Below are 16,114 nucleotides of genomic sequence, written 5' to 3'. Positions count from 1 at the left end.
CGGCGGATCCGCTTCGCCGCGCTTCCGGCTCGGCTTCCTCACCCACGTCCAGGGTCCGGGCGACCTGGNAGCCACCTACGACCACGCGCAGGAGCTGTTCGTCGCCGCCGACGAACTCGGCTTCGACGTCGGCTGGGTGGCCCAGCACCACGTCTCCCTGGGCGGCGGTGGGCTGCCCTCACCCTGGACGTTCCTGGCCTACGCCGCCGCGCGCACCCGGCGCATCCGGCTCGCCACCGCGATCACGATCCTGCCGCTGGAGGACCCGGTCCGGTTGGCCGAGGACGTGTCGGTCGTCGACACGCTCAGCGGCGGCCGGGTCGAGATCGGCGTCGGCAGCGGTGGCAGCGAGCTGGAGTACGCCGCCTTCGGCCGGGACGTGGGTCGCCGGCGCGAGCTGACCAGCGAGGGGCTGGCGGTGCTGCGCAAGGCGCTTGCGAACGAGGAGGTCGGCGCGCCCGGCTTCACCATCCAGCCACCCNCTCGGGACTTCACCGACCGGATCTGGCAGGGCGTCTTCAGCGGTCCGGGTGCCGAGTACGCCGCGGCCTCGGGTTCGAACCTGCTGCTCAACCGCGCCGCCTACGGCTACGACGAGCCCACCGACACCGTGCAGCGGCCCTGGGCCGACGCTTACCTCGCCGCGTGGAACCGGCCGCGCCCGCCGCGCATCGGACTGTCGCGGTTCATCTTTCCCGCGGCCGACCGGCGGACCGCACTGGCCCAGATCGGGCCGCACGTGCTCGCGGCCGCACGACGGTTCTCCGAGCACGACGCCTTCCCGAACGGACACAGCGCCTTCCCGAAGGGAATCGACACCGACGAGGCGCTGCGCCGGTTCCACTCCTTCTACGGCCATCCGGAGGAGATCGTCGCGCAGCTGCGNCAGGAGCGGGTCCTGCCGGTCGCCACGGATCTGATCGCCCAGTTCAACCCGGCGGTCCTCGACCACGATGTGGCGATCCGGGCGCTCGAACTCATCGCCACCGAGGTCGCACCCGCCCTGGGCTGGAAACCCGCCTCCCCTGCCGCGCCCGCACTGGCCGGAGCCTGACCCCGATCACTGGGGCCGACGCCGCTGCTTGGACGTCCACCGCTCACCTCGCCGTGATCGTCGCCCGAGTGTCGCCGGCCGCCGGGGCGAGCAGGGCGAGCTCCTGCGCGGCGGCGGCGAAGCGTGCCCCGCCCAGCCCGGCCGGTCCACGGGCCGGATCGAACCCGTCGACATCCTCGACGTCGCCGGCGCGGTCGACGTCGCCGCTCGGGACGGCCGAGGTCGCGGCGAGGGCCCGCAGCCGGCGGGACGCCTCGGCGCTGCCGGCCCGGCCGGCCATCGCCGCGTGCAGGGCGGCGCGCAGCCGGTCGGGGGTCAGCCGCTTCGCCGGCAGGCTGACCCCGGCGCCGGCCTGGACCACCCGGCGGGCGACCTCCGGCTGGTCGCGGCCGAACGGCACCGCGACGATCGGCACCCCCGCCGCCACCGCCTTGTGGACGATGCCCATCCCGCCGTGGCAGACGACCGCCGCCGCCCGCTCGAGCACCGGACCGTGCGGGACGAACCGCTCGGCGCGCACGTTGGCCGCCGCCGGCAGGTCGACCCGGCCGTGGGCGTCGGCGAGGGTGACGAGCACCCGTACCGGTTCGTCGCGCAGCGCCTCGACGGCCACCTCGGCGAGCCGCTCGTCGCCCTGGTAGTCGGTGGACATCGTGACGAGCACCCAGGGGTCGCCGGGCTCGGCCAGCCAGTCGGGCACCGCGGCCGGCGGGTCCCAGACCTGGGCGCCGACGAAGCAGACGTTCGCCGGCGCGTCCACCCGCGGGTACTCCAGCGGGTCGCCGGCGAGGACCAGCAGCCGGTCGGCGCTGAGGAAGTGGTCCAGCGGGTTCGTCAGCGCGGGCAGGCCCGCCCCGGCGCGCAGCGCGTTGAGCGGCGGCAGCATCGCCTTGCCGTACTGGCGGATCACCAGCGGCCACAGCGCCCGGTCCCGCACCCAGCCGAGGGGCCCGCGGGCCGGGGCGAGGCCCAGCCCGTACGGCGGGATGCCGCGTCCGGGCAGCGCGATGAGGGACGGCAGCGTGATCGCCCACGGCCGGCCGGACGCCTGCGCGGCCACCGCGGCGCCGTAGGCGTTGGTGTCGACGAGGACGACATCGGGGTCGACGGCGTCGATCGCCGCGGTCAGGTCGGCCCGTTCGAGCGGTCCTCGGGCCATCAGCCCGGCCAGCGCCAGCCGGAGCTGGTCGGCGCCGCTGCCGGCGGCGTCGTCGCGCACGACGATCTCGTCGATGCGCGGATCGAGAGGTTCGGCGTCGAGACCGGCGCGCCGGGCGGTGTCGACGAGCGCGGCACCGACGCGCAGCCGGACGTCGTGGCCGCGTTCCTGGAGCGCGAGCAGGCCGGGGACGAGGGGAAACAGGTGCCCGGCGGCGGTTGAGCAGTGGACGAGGTAACGCGTCATGGCGGTCTCCTGGCGTGGCGGGGTCTGGCGTTGCAGGGGTCTGGCGGGGTGGGGGAGCGGAGGAGGGCGTGCGACATCCACCGCCGACTCCCGACCTGTGCCGGGCTGCGGCGGCTGTCGGGCCTGCGGCGGGCATCGGGCCTGCGGCGGGCATCGGGATCGCTGGCGGGCGTCGGCGCGGACGTCGTCGCCGCGCGGTCTGACGGACGAGCCCCCGGTTATCCAGAGGCTTCCGGGCCCGATCTATCCCTCTGGATGAGCGGGACGGTGGGCGGGCGAGTGGGCGGGAAGGCGGGCATGGTGGCGGCAGGCCGAGACGAGGTCGGCGACGGCCNCGCGCGCGGCGGCCACCGACAGGTCCTGGTCGCGGCGTAGGACGAGCCAGAGTTCGACGCCGCAGACGGCGGCGAGGCGGCCGGCGAGGTCGTCCCGGGCGGCGGGGGGCAGGGGATCGAGGTCGGCGGCGAAGACCGCCTCGATCCACTCCCGGTGGGCCCGTCGGCCGGCGTCGGCGCTCTCCTTCAGCGCCGGGGAGGCGTCCTGCTGGTGCAGGGCGCGTTCGGTGATCCGCCCCCACTGCTCGTAGTGCCGGGCCAGCCGGTCGGTCACCCCGGCGAGGTCGTCGCCGGCCGGGCGGATGTCGCCCGGGTCGCCGCGGGTGGCGGCGATCTGCGGCACGATCCAGCCGTTGACGGCTCGGACGAGGCCGTCCTTGGTCCCGACGCGGCGGATGACGGTCTGCAGGCCGACGNCGGCCCGCTCGGCGACCGCCGGCAGGGTGATGTGCTCGAACGAACGATCGACGAAGAGCTCGGTGGCCGCGCGCAGGATCCGCTCGGTGTTCGCGTCGGTGGTCTCGGCCCGCCGGCGCTGCCGGTACGTCCGGCTCGGCTCCGTATTCACGGTATGAACCATACCGCGAAATTGCCGCCCAAGGGTGTCGTATGCACGTCAGAGGTGGTGGAACGGAGGTGGTGGTGCGTGGAAGGTTCCCGTTTGTGCTCCCGGCCACTATGAGCCGCATCACATCTACCGCTGACGTGAGATGGAGGCACTAGCCTTCCAGCCGTGACGACTTCCGACACCACCGCCGGCACCTCGCCGCCCGGGGCCGATGACGTCCCCACCGTGTCCGGTTCGGACAACTACAAGTGGATCGCCCTGTCGAACACGACCATCGGCATCCTGATGGCGACGATCAACAGTTCGATCCTGATCATCGCGCTCCCGGACATCTTCCGGGGCATCAAGGTCGACCCGCTCGCCCCGGGGAACACCTCGTACTTCCTGTGGACCCTGATGGGATTCATGCTGGTCACGTCGGTGCTCGTGGTGAGCCTCGGCCGGGTCGGCGACATGTTCGGCCGGGTGCGGATGTACAACCTCGGCTTCGCGGTCTTCACCGCGTTCTCGATCCTGCTGGCCGTCACCTGGATGCACGGCACGACCGCCGCGTTGTGGATCATCATCATGCGGGTCGGGCAGGGCGTCGGCGGCGCGTTCCTGTTCGCCAACTCCAGCGCGATCATCGCCGACGCGTTCCCGGAGAACGAGCGTGGACTGGCCCTGGGCATCAACGGTGTGGCGNCCATCGCCGGGTCGTTCCTCGGCCTGCTGGTGGGCGGCCTNCTCGCCCCGGTCGAGTGGCACCTGGTGTTCCTGGTGTCGGTGCCGTTCGGGATCTTCGGGACGGTCTGGGCCTACCTGAAGCTGCGCGACAACGGCGTGCGCACCCAGGCCCGGATCGACTGGGCCGGCAACATCACCTTCGCCATCGGGCTCATCGCGATCCTGACCGGCATCGTCTATGGGCTGCAGCCCTACGGCGGCCACACGATGGGCTGGACCAAGCCGTTCGTGCTGGTCTGCCTGTTCGGCGGGCTCGCCGTGCTGATCGGATTCGTCCTCATCGAGCTGCGCTCGTNGGACCCGATGTTCAAGCTGGAGCTGTTCAAGAACCGCGCCTTCACCATGGGTAGCCTCGCCGCACTGCTCGGCGCGCTCGCCCGTGGTGGTCTGCAGTTCATGATCATCATCTGGTTGCAGGGGATCTGGCTGCCGCTGCACGGCTACAGCTTCGAGCGGACGCCGCTGTGGGCCGGCATCTACATGATCCCGCTCACCGTCGGCTTCCTGCTCTCCGGACCGGTGGCCGGCCGGCTCGCCGACCGCTACGGCGCGCGCCCGTTCGCCACCCTCGGACTGGTCGCCACGGCCGTCGCGTTCCTGCTGTTCAACGTGATCCCGATCGACTTCAACTACGTGGCGTTCGCGGCCATCCTGCTGCTGATGGGCCTGTCCNTGGGCCTGTTCGCCGCGCCGAACACCAGCGCCGTGATGAACACCCTGCCGCCGAACCAGCNCGGTGCCGGCGCCGGGATGCTCAACACGTTCCAGAACTCGGCCAGCGTGCTGTCCATCGGCGTGTTCTTCACCNTCATCGCGCTGGGTCTCGCCTCCAGCCTGCCGGACGCCATGTTCTCCGGCCTCACCGCGCAGGGCGTCAACCCGGCCAAGGCCCACGAGCTGGCGAACCTGCCGCCGATCGGCAGCCTGTTCTCCGCGTTCCTCGGGATCAACCCGACCGAGCAGCTCCTCGGTCCGGACACGCTGCACGCCCTCGCCCCGAGCAAGGCCCAGTTCCTCACGGGGCACACGTTCTTCCCGAACCTCATCGCCAGTCCGTTCGGTGACGGCCTGCACCTGGCCTTCTACTTCGCCGCCATCGCCTGCGCGCTCGGCGCGGTGCTGTCCTGGCTGCGTGGCAAGGACGCCCCGCACGTGCGCCACTCGCTGCGCGAGGATGTCGGTGAGGGCCTGGCCGGCGCCGGCGACATCGCGGCGATGGAGGATGGCGCGGGCAGCGCCCTGCCCACGGCGGACAGTGACACACTGGCCGCCGAACGGTAAGGGCCGCCGAACGGTAAGGGCCGCCGAACGATGAGGGCGGCCCCTGACCCGGCACGTCCCAGCCCAGAGAGGTCCTGACAGCCGATGGGCGATACCGCCGACGACGAGGAGGCGCCACCCGCCCGCGGCGCAGGCGTGAGAAACAATCGTGGGGTGCGTGACAAGGACGAGGTGAAGAAGACGGCGCGCGAGCTGTGCGGCATCGGCCAGGCCGCGCAGGAGCTCGGAGTCTCGGTGCGGGCGCTGCGGTACTACCAGGAGGTGGGCCTGCTCACCCCGTCCGGGCGGACCTCCGGCGGCAACCGACTCTNCGCCGACTCCGACCTCGCCCGGGTCCGCCGGATCCGGGAGCTGCAGACCCTGCTCGGCTTCAACCTGGATGAGATCGGGACCATCCTCGCCTACGAGGACCGGCTCGCCCAGGTCCGGGTGGAGTTCCACGCCGCCTCCGACGACGGCGACCGGCTGCGGCTGCTGTCCGAGGGCGAGACCGCGTATGTCAAGCTCCGCGCGGAGATCGACGAGAAGATCAGCCGGCTGGCGGCCTTCCGCGACGAGATCGACGAGCGGCTCGAACGGATGAACCGGTTCCGCGACGGCGCCGTCGCCCGCTCCTCCTGACTCGGCCGTCACCGGCCACCCGGCGGGGATCAGCCACCCGGCGGAGGTTCAGCCACCCGGCGGGCCGCGGCGCTGCCGGCCCGCCGGGCGGGGCAGTTCGGCGGCGAGCAGGGCCACGTCGTCGTTCAGGGTCGAGCGGCTCCACGCCCGCACCCGGTCCACCAGGTCGGCGACGGACTCCTCCAGNGTGCCGCGGGACAGCGCCGCCTGCGCCGCGGGCAGCAGCGGGAAGAAGCGGCCAGTCGTCGGGTCGCGGGCCTCGGTGATGCCGTCGGTGTAGAGCAGCAGACGATCCCCGGGCCGCAGCGTGACCTCGACAGTGTTCTCGGTGGCGCCCCCGATGGCGCCCGTGGCATCGGCGAGCAGGCCCAACGGCGGCAGCCGGGTGGGGACGCAGAGCAGGCTCGCCCGCCCGGCGCGCACCAACACCGGATCGGGATGGCCCGCGTTGGCCAGCCACAGCCGCCGGCCGTCGATCTGCCCGACCACCGCGGTGACGAAGTCGTCGAGCTCGCAGACCTCGGCGACCTCGGCGTTCAGACCCGCCAGCACCGCGGGCAGGTTGTCCGCGGCCCGGCCGACGAACCGGAAGCAGCCGAGCACCCGGCTGGCGATGCGCACCGCGTCGAGGCCCTTGCCGCGCACGTCGCCGACGAGCAGGCGGGTGCCCCACGCGGTGTCGACGACCTCGTACAGATCCCCGCCGATCCGCGCCTCGGCCGCGGCGCTCTCGTAGCGCACCGCGAAGTGCAGGCCCCCGGACGAGCGCGGCACCGCGGCGAGGATCGACTGCTGGGCCACCTCCGCCACCCGGGTGACGTTCTGCAGTTTCGTCTCCCGCCGGGTGTTGTACCGGCTGACCAGCACTGCCAGCACACCGCCCACGGCAACCCCGCCCAGGCGTACCGCCTGGGCGGTCGGGCCGCCATCGCTCTGGCCGAACAGATGATCGTAAATGCCGAGCATGACGCCCACGCCGATCGCCAGCACCCCGTACAGCGCGGTCAACCGAGGGCCACCGAACGTGGCGGCGAGCATCGGGCTCAGCACCGCCAGTTCCAGGACGGTCCACTCCCGGTTGCTCAGTTCCAACGCGGCGACCCCGGCCAACATGAGCAGTGGCAGCAGTGCGGTGAACCAACGCCCCGGCCGAGATGACAGTGCCGTCAACGTGGGGCACCGCCGAGCCCGAGGACGGGCCGCATCCAACCTGGGCCGAGCAGGTGAGGGGGCCACGTGTCGCGGTCGAGCCTCATGCTGCCTCAACTACCCCCTCGCTGTGGGGCTGAAGCAGAATCCCAGCTCAGCCGGGGTGAACGCGGCGAGCGGGGGCGGTCAGGGCTGGCCGGGGCGCAACGCGACGAACAGTCCCTCGGCGTCCGCGGTGACGTCGCCCTCGGGATCGCGGATCGTCCCGACGAGGTAACGCTTGCGGCCTTCCTCCCGGTCGAAGTGGGCTTCCACCCGCAACTCCGGGCCGACAGGGGTGATCTTGCGGTAGTTGACGTGCAGGTAGGCGGTCCGGGAGGGGCTGCGACCGCCGGTGTTCGCCAGCCGGCCGAGCACCTCGTCGAACAGCAGCGGGAGGCTGCCACCGTGCGCCGCGCCGTTGCCGCCCAGGTAGAAGCGACCGAACACGACCCGGCCCGCTATCCGGCCGTCGCCCTCGACGTCGACGTGGAAGGCCGGCGCCAGTGCCTGCGCCCGGCCCGGAATGCCGCGCATCTGGCCGGTGAGCTGCTCGGACTCGCCCACGGTGAACGGGGTGAGCAGCCGGGTGATCTCCGCCAGGTTCTCCCGGGCCGTGCGGGCGACGTCCTCCGGTGGCCGGGCGCCGGTGATCGTCTCCTGCGCCGCGCGCAGCGCCTCGATCAGCCCGACGAACTCGGGGTGCTCCGCGGGCGACACGTCATGGCCCCAGGCATGTCCCGCCCTTGNCACCGCTTCCTCCAATCCTCGGGCCGCCCGCGAGGGCTCGCTGTCGTTGTCGTTGTCGGTGTCCGTCCCGCCGGCCCGGTCGCGAGGGCGATCAGGGCTGGCCGGGGCGCAACGCGATGAACAGTCCCTCGGCGTCGACGGTGAGGTCGCCCTCGGGGTCGTGGATCGTCCCGACCACGAAGCGCTTGCGACCCTCCACCCGGTCGACGTGGGCCTCGACGAGCAGCTCGGGGCCGACCGGCGTGATCTTGCGATAGTTGACGTGCAGGTAGGCGGTGCGGGAGGTGCCCCGCCCGCCGTCGTTCGCCAGCCGGCCCAGCACGTCGTCGAAGAACAGCGGGATGCTGCCGCCGTGCGCGGCGCCGTTGCCGCCCAGGTAGTAACGCCCGAGCACCAGGCGGCCCCGGACATGCTCGGTGCTGCTCTCGTCGACGTGGAGCACCGGCGCGAGCGCCTGGGCGTGGCCGGGCTCGGTGATCAGGTAGCCGGCGAGCTGCTCGGCCTCGCTCACGGTGAACGGAGCGAGCAACCGGATCACCTCCTCCAGCCCCTCCCGGGCCTTGCGGGCGACGTCCTCGGGCGGGCTGGCGCCGGTGATCGTGTCCTGGGCCGCGCGCAGCGCCTCGATGAGGTCGACGAACTCGCGGTGCTCCGCGGCCGACTTCTCGGCGCCGCCGGCATCTCTCCCGTCTGCCACCGTGTCCCTCCCGTCGTCGGGCCGCGCGCCCCGCGGCACGACCTTCCGTTCCACTTTTGCCTGCCTGGACGCCCGATGCCCGCACTCGGGGCGAGATGTCCGGCACAGCACGGCTGCGGGAGCCTGCCCGGGCCCTTCGGACGTGTTCCGTCCGAGNCGTCCACGTTCCGTGGCGACGTCGCACTAGAGTCCGCAGGTGTCGCGTAGCACAGGGCCGAGTGAGCTGCCCGGATGTGGACGTGTCGGCGTGGCGCCCCGTGTCGGCGGGCCCCGCGCGAACCAGATCGTTCTGTCGTGGGGGTGGGAGAATGACGTCTGAATCCGTCGGCGTCGGTCCGGCGGTCGGCGAAGCCGATGGGGGATTCGGTCGGCGCCGCGTCCCGCGGGCGGCCGTGGGGTACAACCCGGCGCTCGACGGGCTGCGGGCGCTCGCGGTCCTCGCGGTGCTCTGCTTCCACATGAACGCCCTGTCCGGCGGCTACCTCGGCGTCGACGTGTTCCTCGTGCTCAGCGGTTTCCTCATCACCGGCCTGCTGCTGGCCGAGCGGGACCGCACCGGCGCCGTCTCGCTGGGTCGGTTCTACGTGCGGCGGGCCTTCCGGCTGCTGCCGGCGTTCGGGGTCTTCGTCGCGGTCGGGGCAGTGCTCGTCGTCGCGGTGAAGACCCGTGCGGACCAGTGGGACTTCCTCGACAACGCGCTCACCTCGCTGCTCTACGTCAACAACTACTACCGGGTGTTCCGGCCGGACTCCGGCGGCGCGTGGTTCGGCCACACCTGGTCGCTGTCGCTGGAGGAGCAGTTCTACCTGATCTGGCCCGCGGTGCTGGTCCTGCTGTGCCGGCGCCCGGCGGCGCGGCGGCGGCTGCCGGCGATCCTCGGGGCCGCGGCCGTCGCCGTGTTCGCCTGGCGGGAGATCCTCATCGCCGCCGGGGTGGGCGACCCCCGGATCTACTTCGGCCTGGACACCCGGGCCGATGCGCTGCTGGTGGGAGCCGGTCTCGCCGCCTGGGGCTGGGCCGGCGCGAAGCTACCCACGTCGGCGGGTGCACGGGGCACCCGGCTGCGGCGGTTCGCCGGCGCGGTACGGATGGCCGGTCTCGCCGCCCGCCTGCGTGCCTCGTCCGGGACGCTGCTGGCGGTGGGCGGGCCGGTGGCGCTGGCTGCCCTGGTGGTGCTCGCCGTCACCGCTCCCGAGCCCGGAGACGGGATCACCGCGATGGACCTGGGTGGCTTCACCGGTGTCGCGCTGCTCGCCGGGCTGGTCATCTGCTCCATCGACCGGCGCCGCGACGCGCCGCTCGCGGTCGTGCTCGGCAGCGCGCCGATGGCCTGGTTCGGCCGGATTTCTTACGCGTTCTACCTGTGGCACTTCCCGGTCGCCGGCACCGTCCGGGACAGGCTCGGCGACCGGGTGGGCAGCCTGCCGCAGGTCCTGATCGCGATCGTGTTGAGCACGGCGCTCGCCGCCGGCTCCTACTACCTGGTCGAACGCCCGGCGCAGCGGCGGCGGCCGAGTTGGGCGGCGAGCCCTGCGGTCCCCGCCCAGCGCAGTCCCGGCCAGGCTGTCCCCGCCCCGGGGCAGGCAACCTAGACGGATCTAGACGAACTTAGAACGAACCTGGATGTTCGTGCGGCCGGCGGTTCCCGGCGCGGGTCGCCGTCATGGACGTGCCGCGCCGGGGTCGCCGATCTGCGGGGTGCGCCGATTTACTTGGGTGCCATCCGGATCGCGCCGTCGAGGCGGATCGTCTCGCCGTTGAGCATCGGGTTGACGATGATCTGGGTGGCGAGCAGTCCGTACTCGTCGGGAGAGCCCAGCCGGGAGGGGTGCGGCACCTGCTGGCCGAGGGAGATGCGGGCCGGCTCCGGCAGGGAGGCGAGCAGCGGGGTGTCGAACAGGCCGGGGGCGATGGTGACCACGCGGATCTTCAGGTTGGCCAGGTCGCGGGCGATCGGCAGGGTCATGCCGACGATGCCGCCCTTGGAGGCGGAGTAGGCCGCCTGGCCGATCTGACCGTCGAACGCCGCCACCGACGCGGTGTTGATGATGACGCCGCGCTCGCCCTCGATCTCCTCAACCTGGCTGATCCGCTCCGCCGCGAGCCGGATGACATTGAACGAGCCGATCAGGTTCACCCGCACGACCCGCTCGAAGAGGTCGAGCGGGAACGGCCCCTGCTTGCCCAGCGTCTTGGCGGCGTTGCCGATGCCCGCGCAGTTGACGGCGATCCGCAGCGGGCCGAGCTCGGCGGCCGCGTCCAACGCGGCGGTGACGTCCGCGGGCGAGGTGACGTCGCCGGGGCTGAAGCGCACGGCGCTGCCGAACTTCTCCGCGACCGCGGCGCCGTTGGAGCTCGGGAGGTCGAGCAGGACGACGCTCGCGCCGGCGTCGACGAGCCGGGTGGCGGTGGCGAGGCCGAGGCCGGACGCCCCGCCGGTCACCACTGCGACTGAATCCGCGATCTGCACGTGAGTTCCTCTCGGAAGGACGGTGGCCCGGGGCCGGCCAGGCCAGCTGGTGCGGCGGCCCGATCGTCGGCAGGTGGGACTCGCGACGAAGGGACCGACTAAAAGTATAAACAGTAAACTGTATTGCTTCGGCTGCGGTTGCCCCGGAGGGCGGCCGGCCGGGTGGGCGGGCCGGAATCCGCGTTCTGGTAGTTAACTTAGTGCTCTAATGGCGGGGTGTGCACCGTGGTCATCGATCCGTCGCGGCGCGCCGCGACGGATCGCCCCACGGCCGCGGCGGCACCCGCCGACACGCCGTCCCGGACGGGCCGCGCGGGCTGGCGAACGGACCGTCGACCACCTGACGTACGGTCCCACATCNCCTCGTTTGATGCCGCTGTCGGGCGAACAGCCCCGGGATCCGCCACCATCCCGCCAGCGAAAGGCTTGTGATCGAGACATGGCACACCGCACCCTCGACGACACCACGACCGGCACCTTCCCCCTGGCCGGCCACACCGTGCGCCGCCTCGGCTTCGGCGCGATGCGGATCTCCGGCGCCCGCAACGCCGAGGGGGTCCGCGACCGCGCGGAGGCCGTCGCGCTCACCCGCCGGGTGTACGAGCGCGGCGTCAACCTCATCGACACCGCCAACATCTACGGCTACGGCGAGTCCGAGGAGATCATCGCCGAGGCACTGCACCCCTATCCCGACGACCTGCTCATCACCACGAAGGCGGGCTTCCGGCCGGGAAAGGTCGCCCCGGGGGCGACGAGCCTGCCGCCGCTGGGCCGCCCCGAGCACATCCGGGCCGAGTGCGACAAGAGCCTGCGCCGGCTGCGGGTCGAGGCCATCGATCTTTACCAGGTACACGTCCCCGACCCGCAGGTGCCCTACGAGGACACCGTCGGGGCCTTCCTCGACCTCCAGCGGGAGGGGAAGGTCCGCCACATCGGCGTGTCGAACGTGACGCCCGAGCAGCTCGCGCTCGCCCGCTCGCTCGGCGAGGTGGTCAGCGTCCAGAACCGCTACAACGCCGGGGACCGCACGGCGGAGGCGGTGCTGGCCGTCTGCGAGCGCGACGGACTCGCGTTCCTGCCGTGGGCGCCGGTGCTGGTCGGCGCGCGCCTCGGCACGGTGCTCGACACCATCGCCGCCGCGCACGACGCGATCGCCGCGCAGGTCGCGCTCGCCTGGCTGCTGCGTCGTTCCCCGGTGCTGCTGCCGATCCCCGGCACGTCGAAGATTCGCCATCTCGACGCCAACGTCGACGCCGCCTGGGTGGAGCTCACCGACGACGAGGTCGCCGCAATCGGCGCCGCGACCGCCGCCGACTCCTCCACCAGCGCAGACTCCTCCACCACCGCCGGTGCCGGCGCCCCGGCGGGGCGCGGGGCCGGTCCACGGCAATGATCGGCGGCGCCGCCGCACGCGGCGGCGCCGCCGACTGATCCGCCCGCGGGTAGAACGCCGTCGCCGGCGCCCGGCCGGGGCCGGTAGTGCGGTTCCTACTGGTGGGCGTGCGGGTTGGGCGCGAGCTGACCGCGGGCGAGCTGGCCCAGGAAATCGGTGTTGTCGTAGAAGTGCTGGGTATCGGTGAGGCGCAGGTCGTCGGTCACATGGGCCACCGTCACGCCGTACATCTCAATGCGCTCGCCGGTGGGCTCGACTCCCTTGTAGGGGCCGCTGAAGGTACCCCAGTGTCGCCACTTGAAGGTGATCACGGGCGGCGGTGAGTAAACTTCCAGGACCTCCCAGAAGAAGCCACCGGGGAATGCCTCGTGAAACACGTGGTGCGACGATTCGAAGGACTCTTCGTTGGCCGAGTAGTACGGGTTCTCCCCGATCAGGACGTTGTAGCTGCCCCGCTCGGCCAGCTCGGCGCTGCCCACCTTGGGCCCGCCGTTGACGCTGACCTTGACCTTGTCGGCGACCATGCTGACCCACTCGGACGGGTTCTTCTTGTGGGACAGCTCCATCTCGAAGACCTGGACGACCCGCTCCACGATGTCGGCGAGCGAACCGGGCTCGTGGTGCACGGTGNGTTCCGCCGGCATGGTCTGGTGAGACAGGTGGTAGTCCGGGGGCTCCCCGTCGCGCCAGGTCACGCCCTGCGAGGCNGCGATCACCGCATCTCGACCCTGCACGTGCAGCGGCTGAGCCGCCGCGGCGTTGTCGGTCACGCCGTCGTCCTCCGATTGTCGGAACCGCGGAATTATGGGATCTGTGGCCGCGCGGACATCTCGCGGCCACTCTGCGGAGAAGATTGAGGCCGGTAATCGCCCCGGCCTGGGCGTCGATGACTGATCGACATGAACATCCTACATTTATGGATGAGTGGCCAGTAATAGGGGCGAAAGTCCGGTCGGGGGCAGCTACCCGCGGTAATCCAGGTGCGGGCTAGCATCCCGTGCTTCGCCGGGCGGTTCACCGAGATCCGCTCTTGATGTCTGGCATATTCCCTGCTCAGGCGGCTATGTCGCCATCCGCGGACAGTGCGCCGGGCAGCGTCCGGCCGCGCCGATGCAGAACCAGACGGGCACCGCGCGTGTCGAAGGTCGCCCACGGTGGCACCTTCGTCCTACCCGCGAATCAGGTAATGCGGCGTGGTTGCGGGTGCCGCGGCGGGCCGGCTGGCCCCCCGCCGGGAGGCGGTCCGGCCCCTGTCGGGAGGCGGTCCGGCCCCTGTCGGGAGGCGGTCCGGCCCGCCCCGGCCGGGCGGTCCGCCCCCGTCCACATCCTCGCCGACGGTCGATGACGCCGCGCCTCACGGCCACGTGGCACTCGTCATCGAATACCTAGTAAACTATGTCAACCTTCTAGGGGCTGAGGATCGTCGGGCGAGGCGGTCGCGATCGGCCTGGCGGTGCGGCGCATGGTTCCCGAGTCGGAGGCACCTCCCGGAATCGTCCGGATGCTGTCCGTATCGATCGCCGCGGTGGGCCGGGGGTGTGCGCGTCGCGCCGCGGCCCGGCATCATCAAAGAATACTTTGTTAACTACGTCGGCAGGTCATCTGCNGGCGCCTGGCGGCATGATGAGACGGGCGCGGCGGTCGTCGACAGGCCCCGCCATCAGGAGGAGAGCGGATGAAGATCGACGCAAACCTGTCGGACGACCTCGCGGCGACGCCGGCGGGCGCGGCGCGCATCGAGAAGGAGGGCTACGCCGGCATCTGGGTGGGGGAGACCCGCCACGACCCGTTCCTGCAGACGCTGCAGGCGACCAACGCGACCTCGACCGCGAGCGTCGGCACGTCGATCGCGATCGCCTTCGCGCGGACTCCGATGACGCTGGCCTACCTCGGCTACGACCTGGCCCAGTACAGCGAGGGCCGGTTCATCCTGGGCCTGGGCTCGCAGATCAAGCCGCACATCGAGAAGCGGTTCTCGATGACCTGGTCGCACCCGNCCGCCCGGATGCGCGAGCTGGTCCTGGCCACCCGGGCGATCTGGGACGCCTGGCAGAACGGCACCAAGCTCGCCTTCCGCGGCGACTTCTACACCCACACCCTCATGACGCCGTTCTTCGCGCCGTCGCCGCACCCCTACGGCCCGCCGCCGGTGTACCTCGCCGGCGTCGGCGAGGGCATGACCGAGGTCGCCGGCGAGGTGGCCGACGGCTTCTTCGTCCACCCGTTCAGCACGAAGAAGTACCTGGAGGAGGTCACCGTCCCGGCGCTGCTGCGCGGGCGGGCCAAGGCCGGCAAGGCCGATCTGGATGGTTTCGCGATCGCCGGGCCGTCGTTCGTGACGGTCGGGCGCACCGAGGAGGAGCTGGCGGCGGCGGTCTTCGGGACCAAGAAGCAGATCGCCTTCTACGCCTCCACCCCGGCCTACAAGGCCGTCCTCGACGTGCACGGCTGGGGCGACCTGCAGCCGGAGCTGACCAACCTGTCCAAGCGCGGCGAGTGGGACGGCATGGCCGACCTCATCACCGACGAGATCCTGCACACCTTCTCGGTCGTCGGCACGCCGGCGGAGGTCGGCAAGGGCCTCATCGCGAAGATCAGCGGCATCTACACCCGGACGGCCTTCTACGACACCTGGAAGGCCGACCCGGCGCTGTGGCCGCTGCTGCTCGACGCGACACGATGAGCCAGCCGGCCACGACGGACCGTCCCGCCGAGGCGGCCGTCGCATCCTTCGACCTGCGAGGTCGGGTCTCGCTCGTCACCGGGGGCAACGGTGGGATCGGCCTCGGCATCGCCGAGGCGCTGGCCGCCGCCGGGGCGGACGTCGTCGTTCTCGGTACGAACGAGCGCAAGAACGCCGCCGCGGAGCAGACCCTTGCCGCCCACGGCGGCAAGGTGCTCGCGCTGCGTTGCGATGTCGGCGACGAGGCGCAGGTCATCGACGCGTTCGAGCAGGCGGTGGGCGCGTTCGGGCGGATCGACTCCTGCTTCGCGAACGCCGGTATCGGCGGGGAGCCGATGCGCTTCACGGACCTGACCCTTGACCAGTGGCACCAGGTCCTGCGGATCAATCTGGACGGGGTGTTCCTCACCTTCCGCACCGCGGCGCGGCACATGGTCGCCGCCGGCGCGGGTGGCAGCCTCGTCGCGGTGTCGAGCATCATCGGGACCAACCGGGGCTTCGCGCGGACCCAGGCGTACGGCACGGCGAAGGCGGCGCTGTCCGGCCTGGTCCGAAGCTGCGCGGTGGAGCTGGGCCGCGACGGCATCCGGGTCAACGCGATTCTGCCCGGCTACATCCGCACCGCCCTGGCCGACGACCTGCTCGACGACGAGAAGTTCGCCGCCCGCTCGCTGCCGCGGCTGCTGGGCCGGCGCTGGGGCACCCCCGCGGACCTGGGCGGCATCGCCGTCTACCTGGCCTCGGAGGCGTCCCGCTACCAGACCGGCGAGCAGATCGTTGTCGACGGCGGCTACATCCTGTCCTGACCACACCGGGCCCCGACCCACCGGGCCCCGACCCCGCTCGCCCCCCGCGGCACATCTCCGCCGGGGGGGGCGGGTGGCCCGGGGACGCGGCCGCCGGTATCGGCCACCTCACGGCAGGGCGGTCGTGCCCGCTCGCC

10 protein-coding genes and 16 pseudogenes are annotated in these 16,114 nt (G+C 72.0%); 16 read left to right on the top strand and 10 right to left on the bottom strand.

What is annotated here, in order from left to right:
* Positions 1-69 precede the first annotated feature (69 nt).
* From FF86_RS47145 to FF86_RS66005, 3 pseudogenes are all read left to right on the top strand, one after another.
* Positions 70-481 (top strand): annotated as a pseudogene (locus tag FF86_RS47145) (LLM class flavin-dependent oxidoreductase); the annotation flags it as partial.
* Position 482: 1 nt separating this feature from the next.
* Positions 483-885, top strand: a pseudogene (locus FF86_RS47140) (LLM class flavin-dependent oxidoreductase); the annotation flags it as partial.
* A 1-nt stretch (position 886) separates the two neighbouring features.
* Positions 887-1,054, top strand: a pseudogene (locus tag FF86_RS66005) (LLM class flavin-dependent oxidoreductase); the annotation flags it as partial.
* 43 nt (positions 1,055-1,097) lie between these two features.
* Here FF86_RS66005 and FF86_RS12625 read toward each other — a convergent pair.
* From FF86_RS12625 to FF86_RS47135, 3 genes and pseudogenes are all read right to left on the bottom strand, one after another.
* Positions 1,098-2,459 carry a glycosyltransferase gene (locus tag FF86_RS12625; RefSeq protein WP_044884815.1) on the bottom strand — a complete coding sequence of 454 codons (1,362 nt, stop codon included), beginning with the start codon at positions 2,457-2,459 and terminating at the stop codon, positions 1,098-1,100.
* Between the two features lie 335 nt (positions 2,460-2,794).
* Positions 2,795-3,210 (bottom strand): annotated as a pseudogene (locus tag FF86_RS62255) (TetR/AcrR family transcriptional regulator); the annotation flags it as partial.
* 1 nt (position 3,211) lies between these two features.
* Positions 3,212-3,374 (bottom strand): annotated as a pseudogene (locus tag FF86_RS47135) (TetR/AcrR family transcriptional regulator); the annotation flags it as partial.
* A 153-nt stretch (positions 3,375-3,527) separates the two neighbouring features.
* On the opposite strand from FF86_RS47135, the pseudogene FF86_RS47130 reads away from it, so the two are divergent.
* The 8 pseudogenes from FF86_RS47130 to FF86_RS47095 form a co-directional block, all read left to right on the top strand.
* A pseudogene (locus FF86_RS47130) lies at positions 3,528-4,046 on the top strand (MFS transporter); the annotation flags it as partial.
* 42 nt (positions 4,047-4,088) lie between these two features.
* Positions 4,089-4,383: pseudogene (locus FF86_RS47120) on the top strand (MFS transporter); the annotation flags it as partial.
* A gap of 1 nt (position 4,384) precedes the next feature.
* Positions 4,385-4,760, top strand: a pseudogene (locus FF86_RS47115) (MFS transporter); the annotation flags it as partial.
* 1 nt (position 4,761) lies between these two features.
* Positions 4,762-4,821: pseudogene (locus FF86_RS47110) on the top strand (hypothetical protein); the annotation flags it as partial.
* A gap of 1 nt (position 4,822) precedes the next feature.
* Positions 4,823-4,895: pseudogene (locus FF86_RS66000) on the top strand (hypothetical protein); the annotation flags it as partial.
* A gap of 1 nt (position 4,896) precedes the next feature.
* Positions 4,897-5,369: pseudogene (locus FF86_RS47105) on the top strand (MFS transporter); the annotation flags it as partial.
* Between the two features lie 84 nt (positions 5,370-5,453).
* Positions 5,454-5,679 (top strand): annotated as a pseudogene (locus tag FF86_RS47100) (MerR family DNA-binding transcriptional regulator); the annotation flags it as partial.
* A gap of 1 nt (position 5,680) precedes the next feature.
* Positions 5,681-5,990 (top strand): annotated as a pseudogene (locus FF86_RS47095) (MerR family transcriptional regulator); the annotation flags it as partial.
* A gap of 48 nt (positions 5,991-6,038) precedes the next feature.
* Here FF86_RS47095 and FF86_RS47090 read toward each other — a convergent pair.
* The 4 genes from FF86_RS47090 to FF86_RS12595 form a co-directional block, all read right to left on the bottom strand.
* On the bottom strand, positions 6,039-6,176 hold the full coding sequence (locus FF86_RS47090; protein ID WP_313954327.1) for a hypothetical protein: 138 nt from the start codon (positions 6,174-6,176) through the stop codon (positions 6,039-6,041).
* A gap of 1 nt (position 6,177) precedes the next feature.
* The coding region (locus FF86_RS12605; protein WP_313954326.1) for a PP2C family protein-serine/threonine phosphatase at positions 6,178-6,956 on the bottom strand (779 nt) is incomplete at its 3' end.
* Between the two features lie 369 nt (positions 6,957-7,325).
* Positions 7,326-7,715: a PaaI family thioesterase gene (locus FF86_RS65995; RefSeq protein WP_396229854.1), complete on the bottom strand. Its 390-nt coding sequence runs from the start codon at positions 7,713-7,715 to the stop codon at positions 7,326-7,328.
* Positions 7,716-8,019: 304 nt separating this feature from the next.
* The gene (locus FF86_RS12595; protein WP_044884897.1) at positions 8,020-8,625 is read right to left on the bottom strand and encodes a PaaI family thioesterase; all 606 of its coding nucleotides are present in this window, start codon (positions 8,623-8,625) and stop codon (positions 8,020-8,022) included.
* Positions 8,626-8,933: 308 nt separating this feature from the next.
* Between FF86_RS12595 and FF86_RS12590 the strand changes: the two genes are divergently transcribed.
* Entirely contained in the window at positions 8,934-10,217 is a 1,284-nt protein-coding gene (locus FF86_RS12590) for an acyltransferase (protein WP_044884821.1), read from the top strand.
* A gap of 116 nt (positions 10,218-10,333) precedes the next feature.
* On the opposite strand, the gene FF86_RS12585 is transcribed toward FF86_RS12590, so the two are convergent.
* Positions 10,334-11,095: a 3-hydroxyacyl-CoA dehydrogenase gene (locus FF86_RS12585; RefSeq protein ID WP_044884822.1), complete on the bottom strand. Its 762-nt coding sequence runs from the start codon at positions 11,093-11,095 to the stop codon at positions 10,334-10,336.
* A 439-nt stretch (positions 11,096-11,534) separates the two neighbouring features.
* Between FF86_RS12585 and FF86_RS12580 the strand changes: the two genes are divergently transcribed.
* Positions 11,535-12,488 carry an aldo/keto reductase gene (locus FF86_RS12580; RefSeq protein ID WP_044884823.1) on the top strand — a complete coding sequence of 318 codons (954 nt, stop codon included), beginning with the start codon at positions 11,535-11,537 and terminating at the stop codon, positions 12,486-12,488.
* Between the two features lie 95 nt (positions 12,489-12,583).
* On the opposite strand, the pseudogene FF86_RS47085 reads toward FF86_RS12580, so the two are convergent.
* Positions 12,584-13,118, bottom strand: a pseudogene (locus tag FF86_RS47085) (SnoaL-like polyketide cyclase); the annotation flags it as partial.
* A gap of 1 nt (position 13,119) precedes the next feature.
* A pseudogene (locus tag FF86_RS65990) lies at positions 13,120-13,195 on the bottom strand (SnoaL-like polyketide cyclase); the annotation flags it as partial.
* A 968-nt stretch (positions 13,196-14,163) separates the two neighbouring features.
* On the opposite strand from FF86_RS65990, the pseudogene FF86_RS47075 reads away from it, so the two are divergent.
* From FF86_RS47075 to FF86_RS12565, 3 genes and pseudogenes are all read left to right on the top strand, one after another.
* A pseudogene (locus tag FF86_RS47075) lies at positions 14,164-14,484 on the top strand (LLM class flavin-dependent oxidoreductase); the annotation flags it as partial.
* A 1-nt stretch (position 14,485) separates the two neighbouring features.
* A partial coding sequence (locus tag FF86_RS12570; RefSeq protein WP_242418649.1) for a TIGR03617 family F420-dependent LLM class oxidoreductase occupies positions 14,486-15,171 on the top strand: 686 nt, incomplete at its 5' end.
* Positions 15,168-15,977, top strand: coding sequence for an SDR family NAD(P)-dependent oxidoreductase (locus FF86_RS12565; protein WP_044884826.1), 810 nt, complete (start codon positions 15,168-15,170; stop codon positions 15,975-15,977). The genes FF86_RS12570 and FF86_RS12565, both read left to right, overlap by 4 nt.
* Positions 15,978-16,114 lie beyond the last annotated feature (137 nt).

It is taken from the genome of Frankia sp. CpI1-P (genome assembly GCF_001421075.1).
In the GTDB taxonomy this organism is placed as follows: domain Bacteria; phylum Actinomycetota; class Actinomycetes; order Frankiales; family Frankiaceae; genus Frankia; species Frankia torreyi.
Note: the sequence above shows the minus strand (reverse complement) of the source record. Positions and strands in the feature narration are given on the sequence as shown.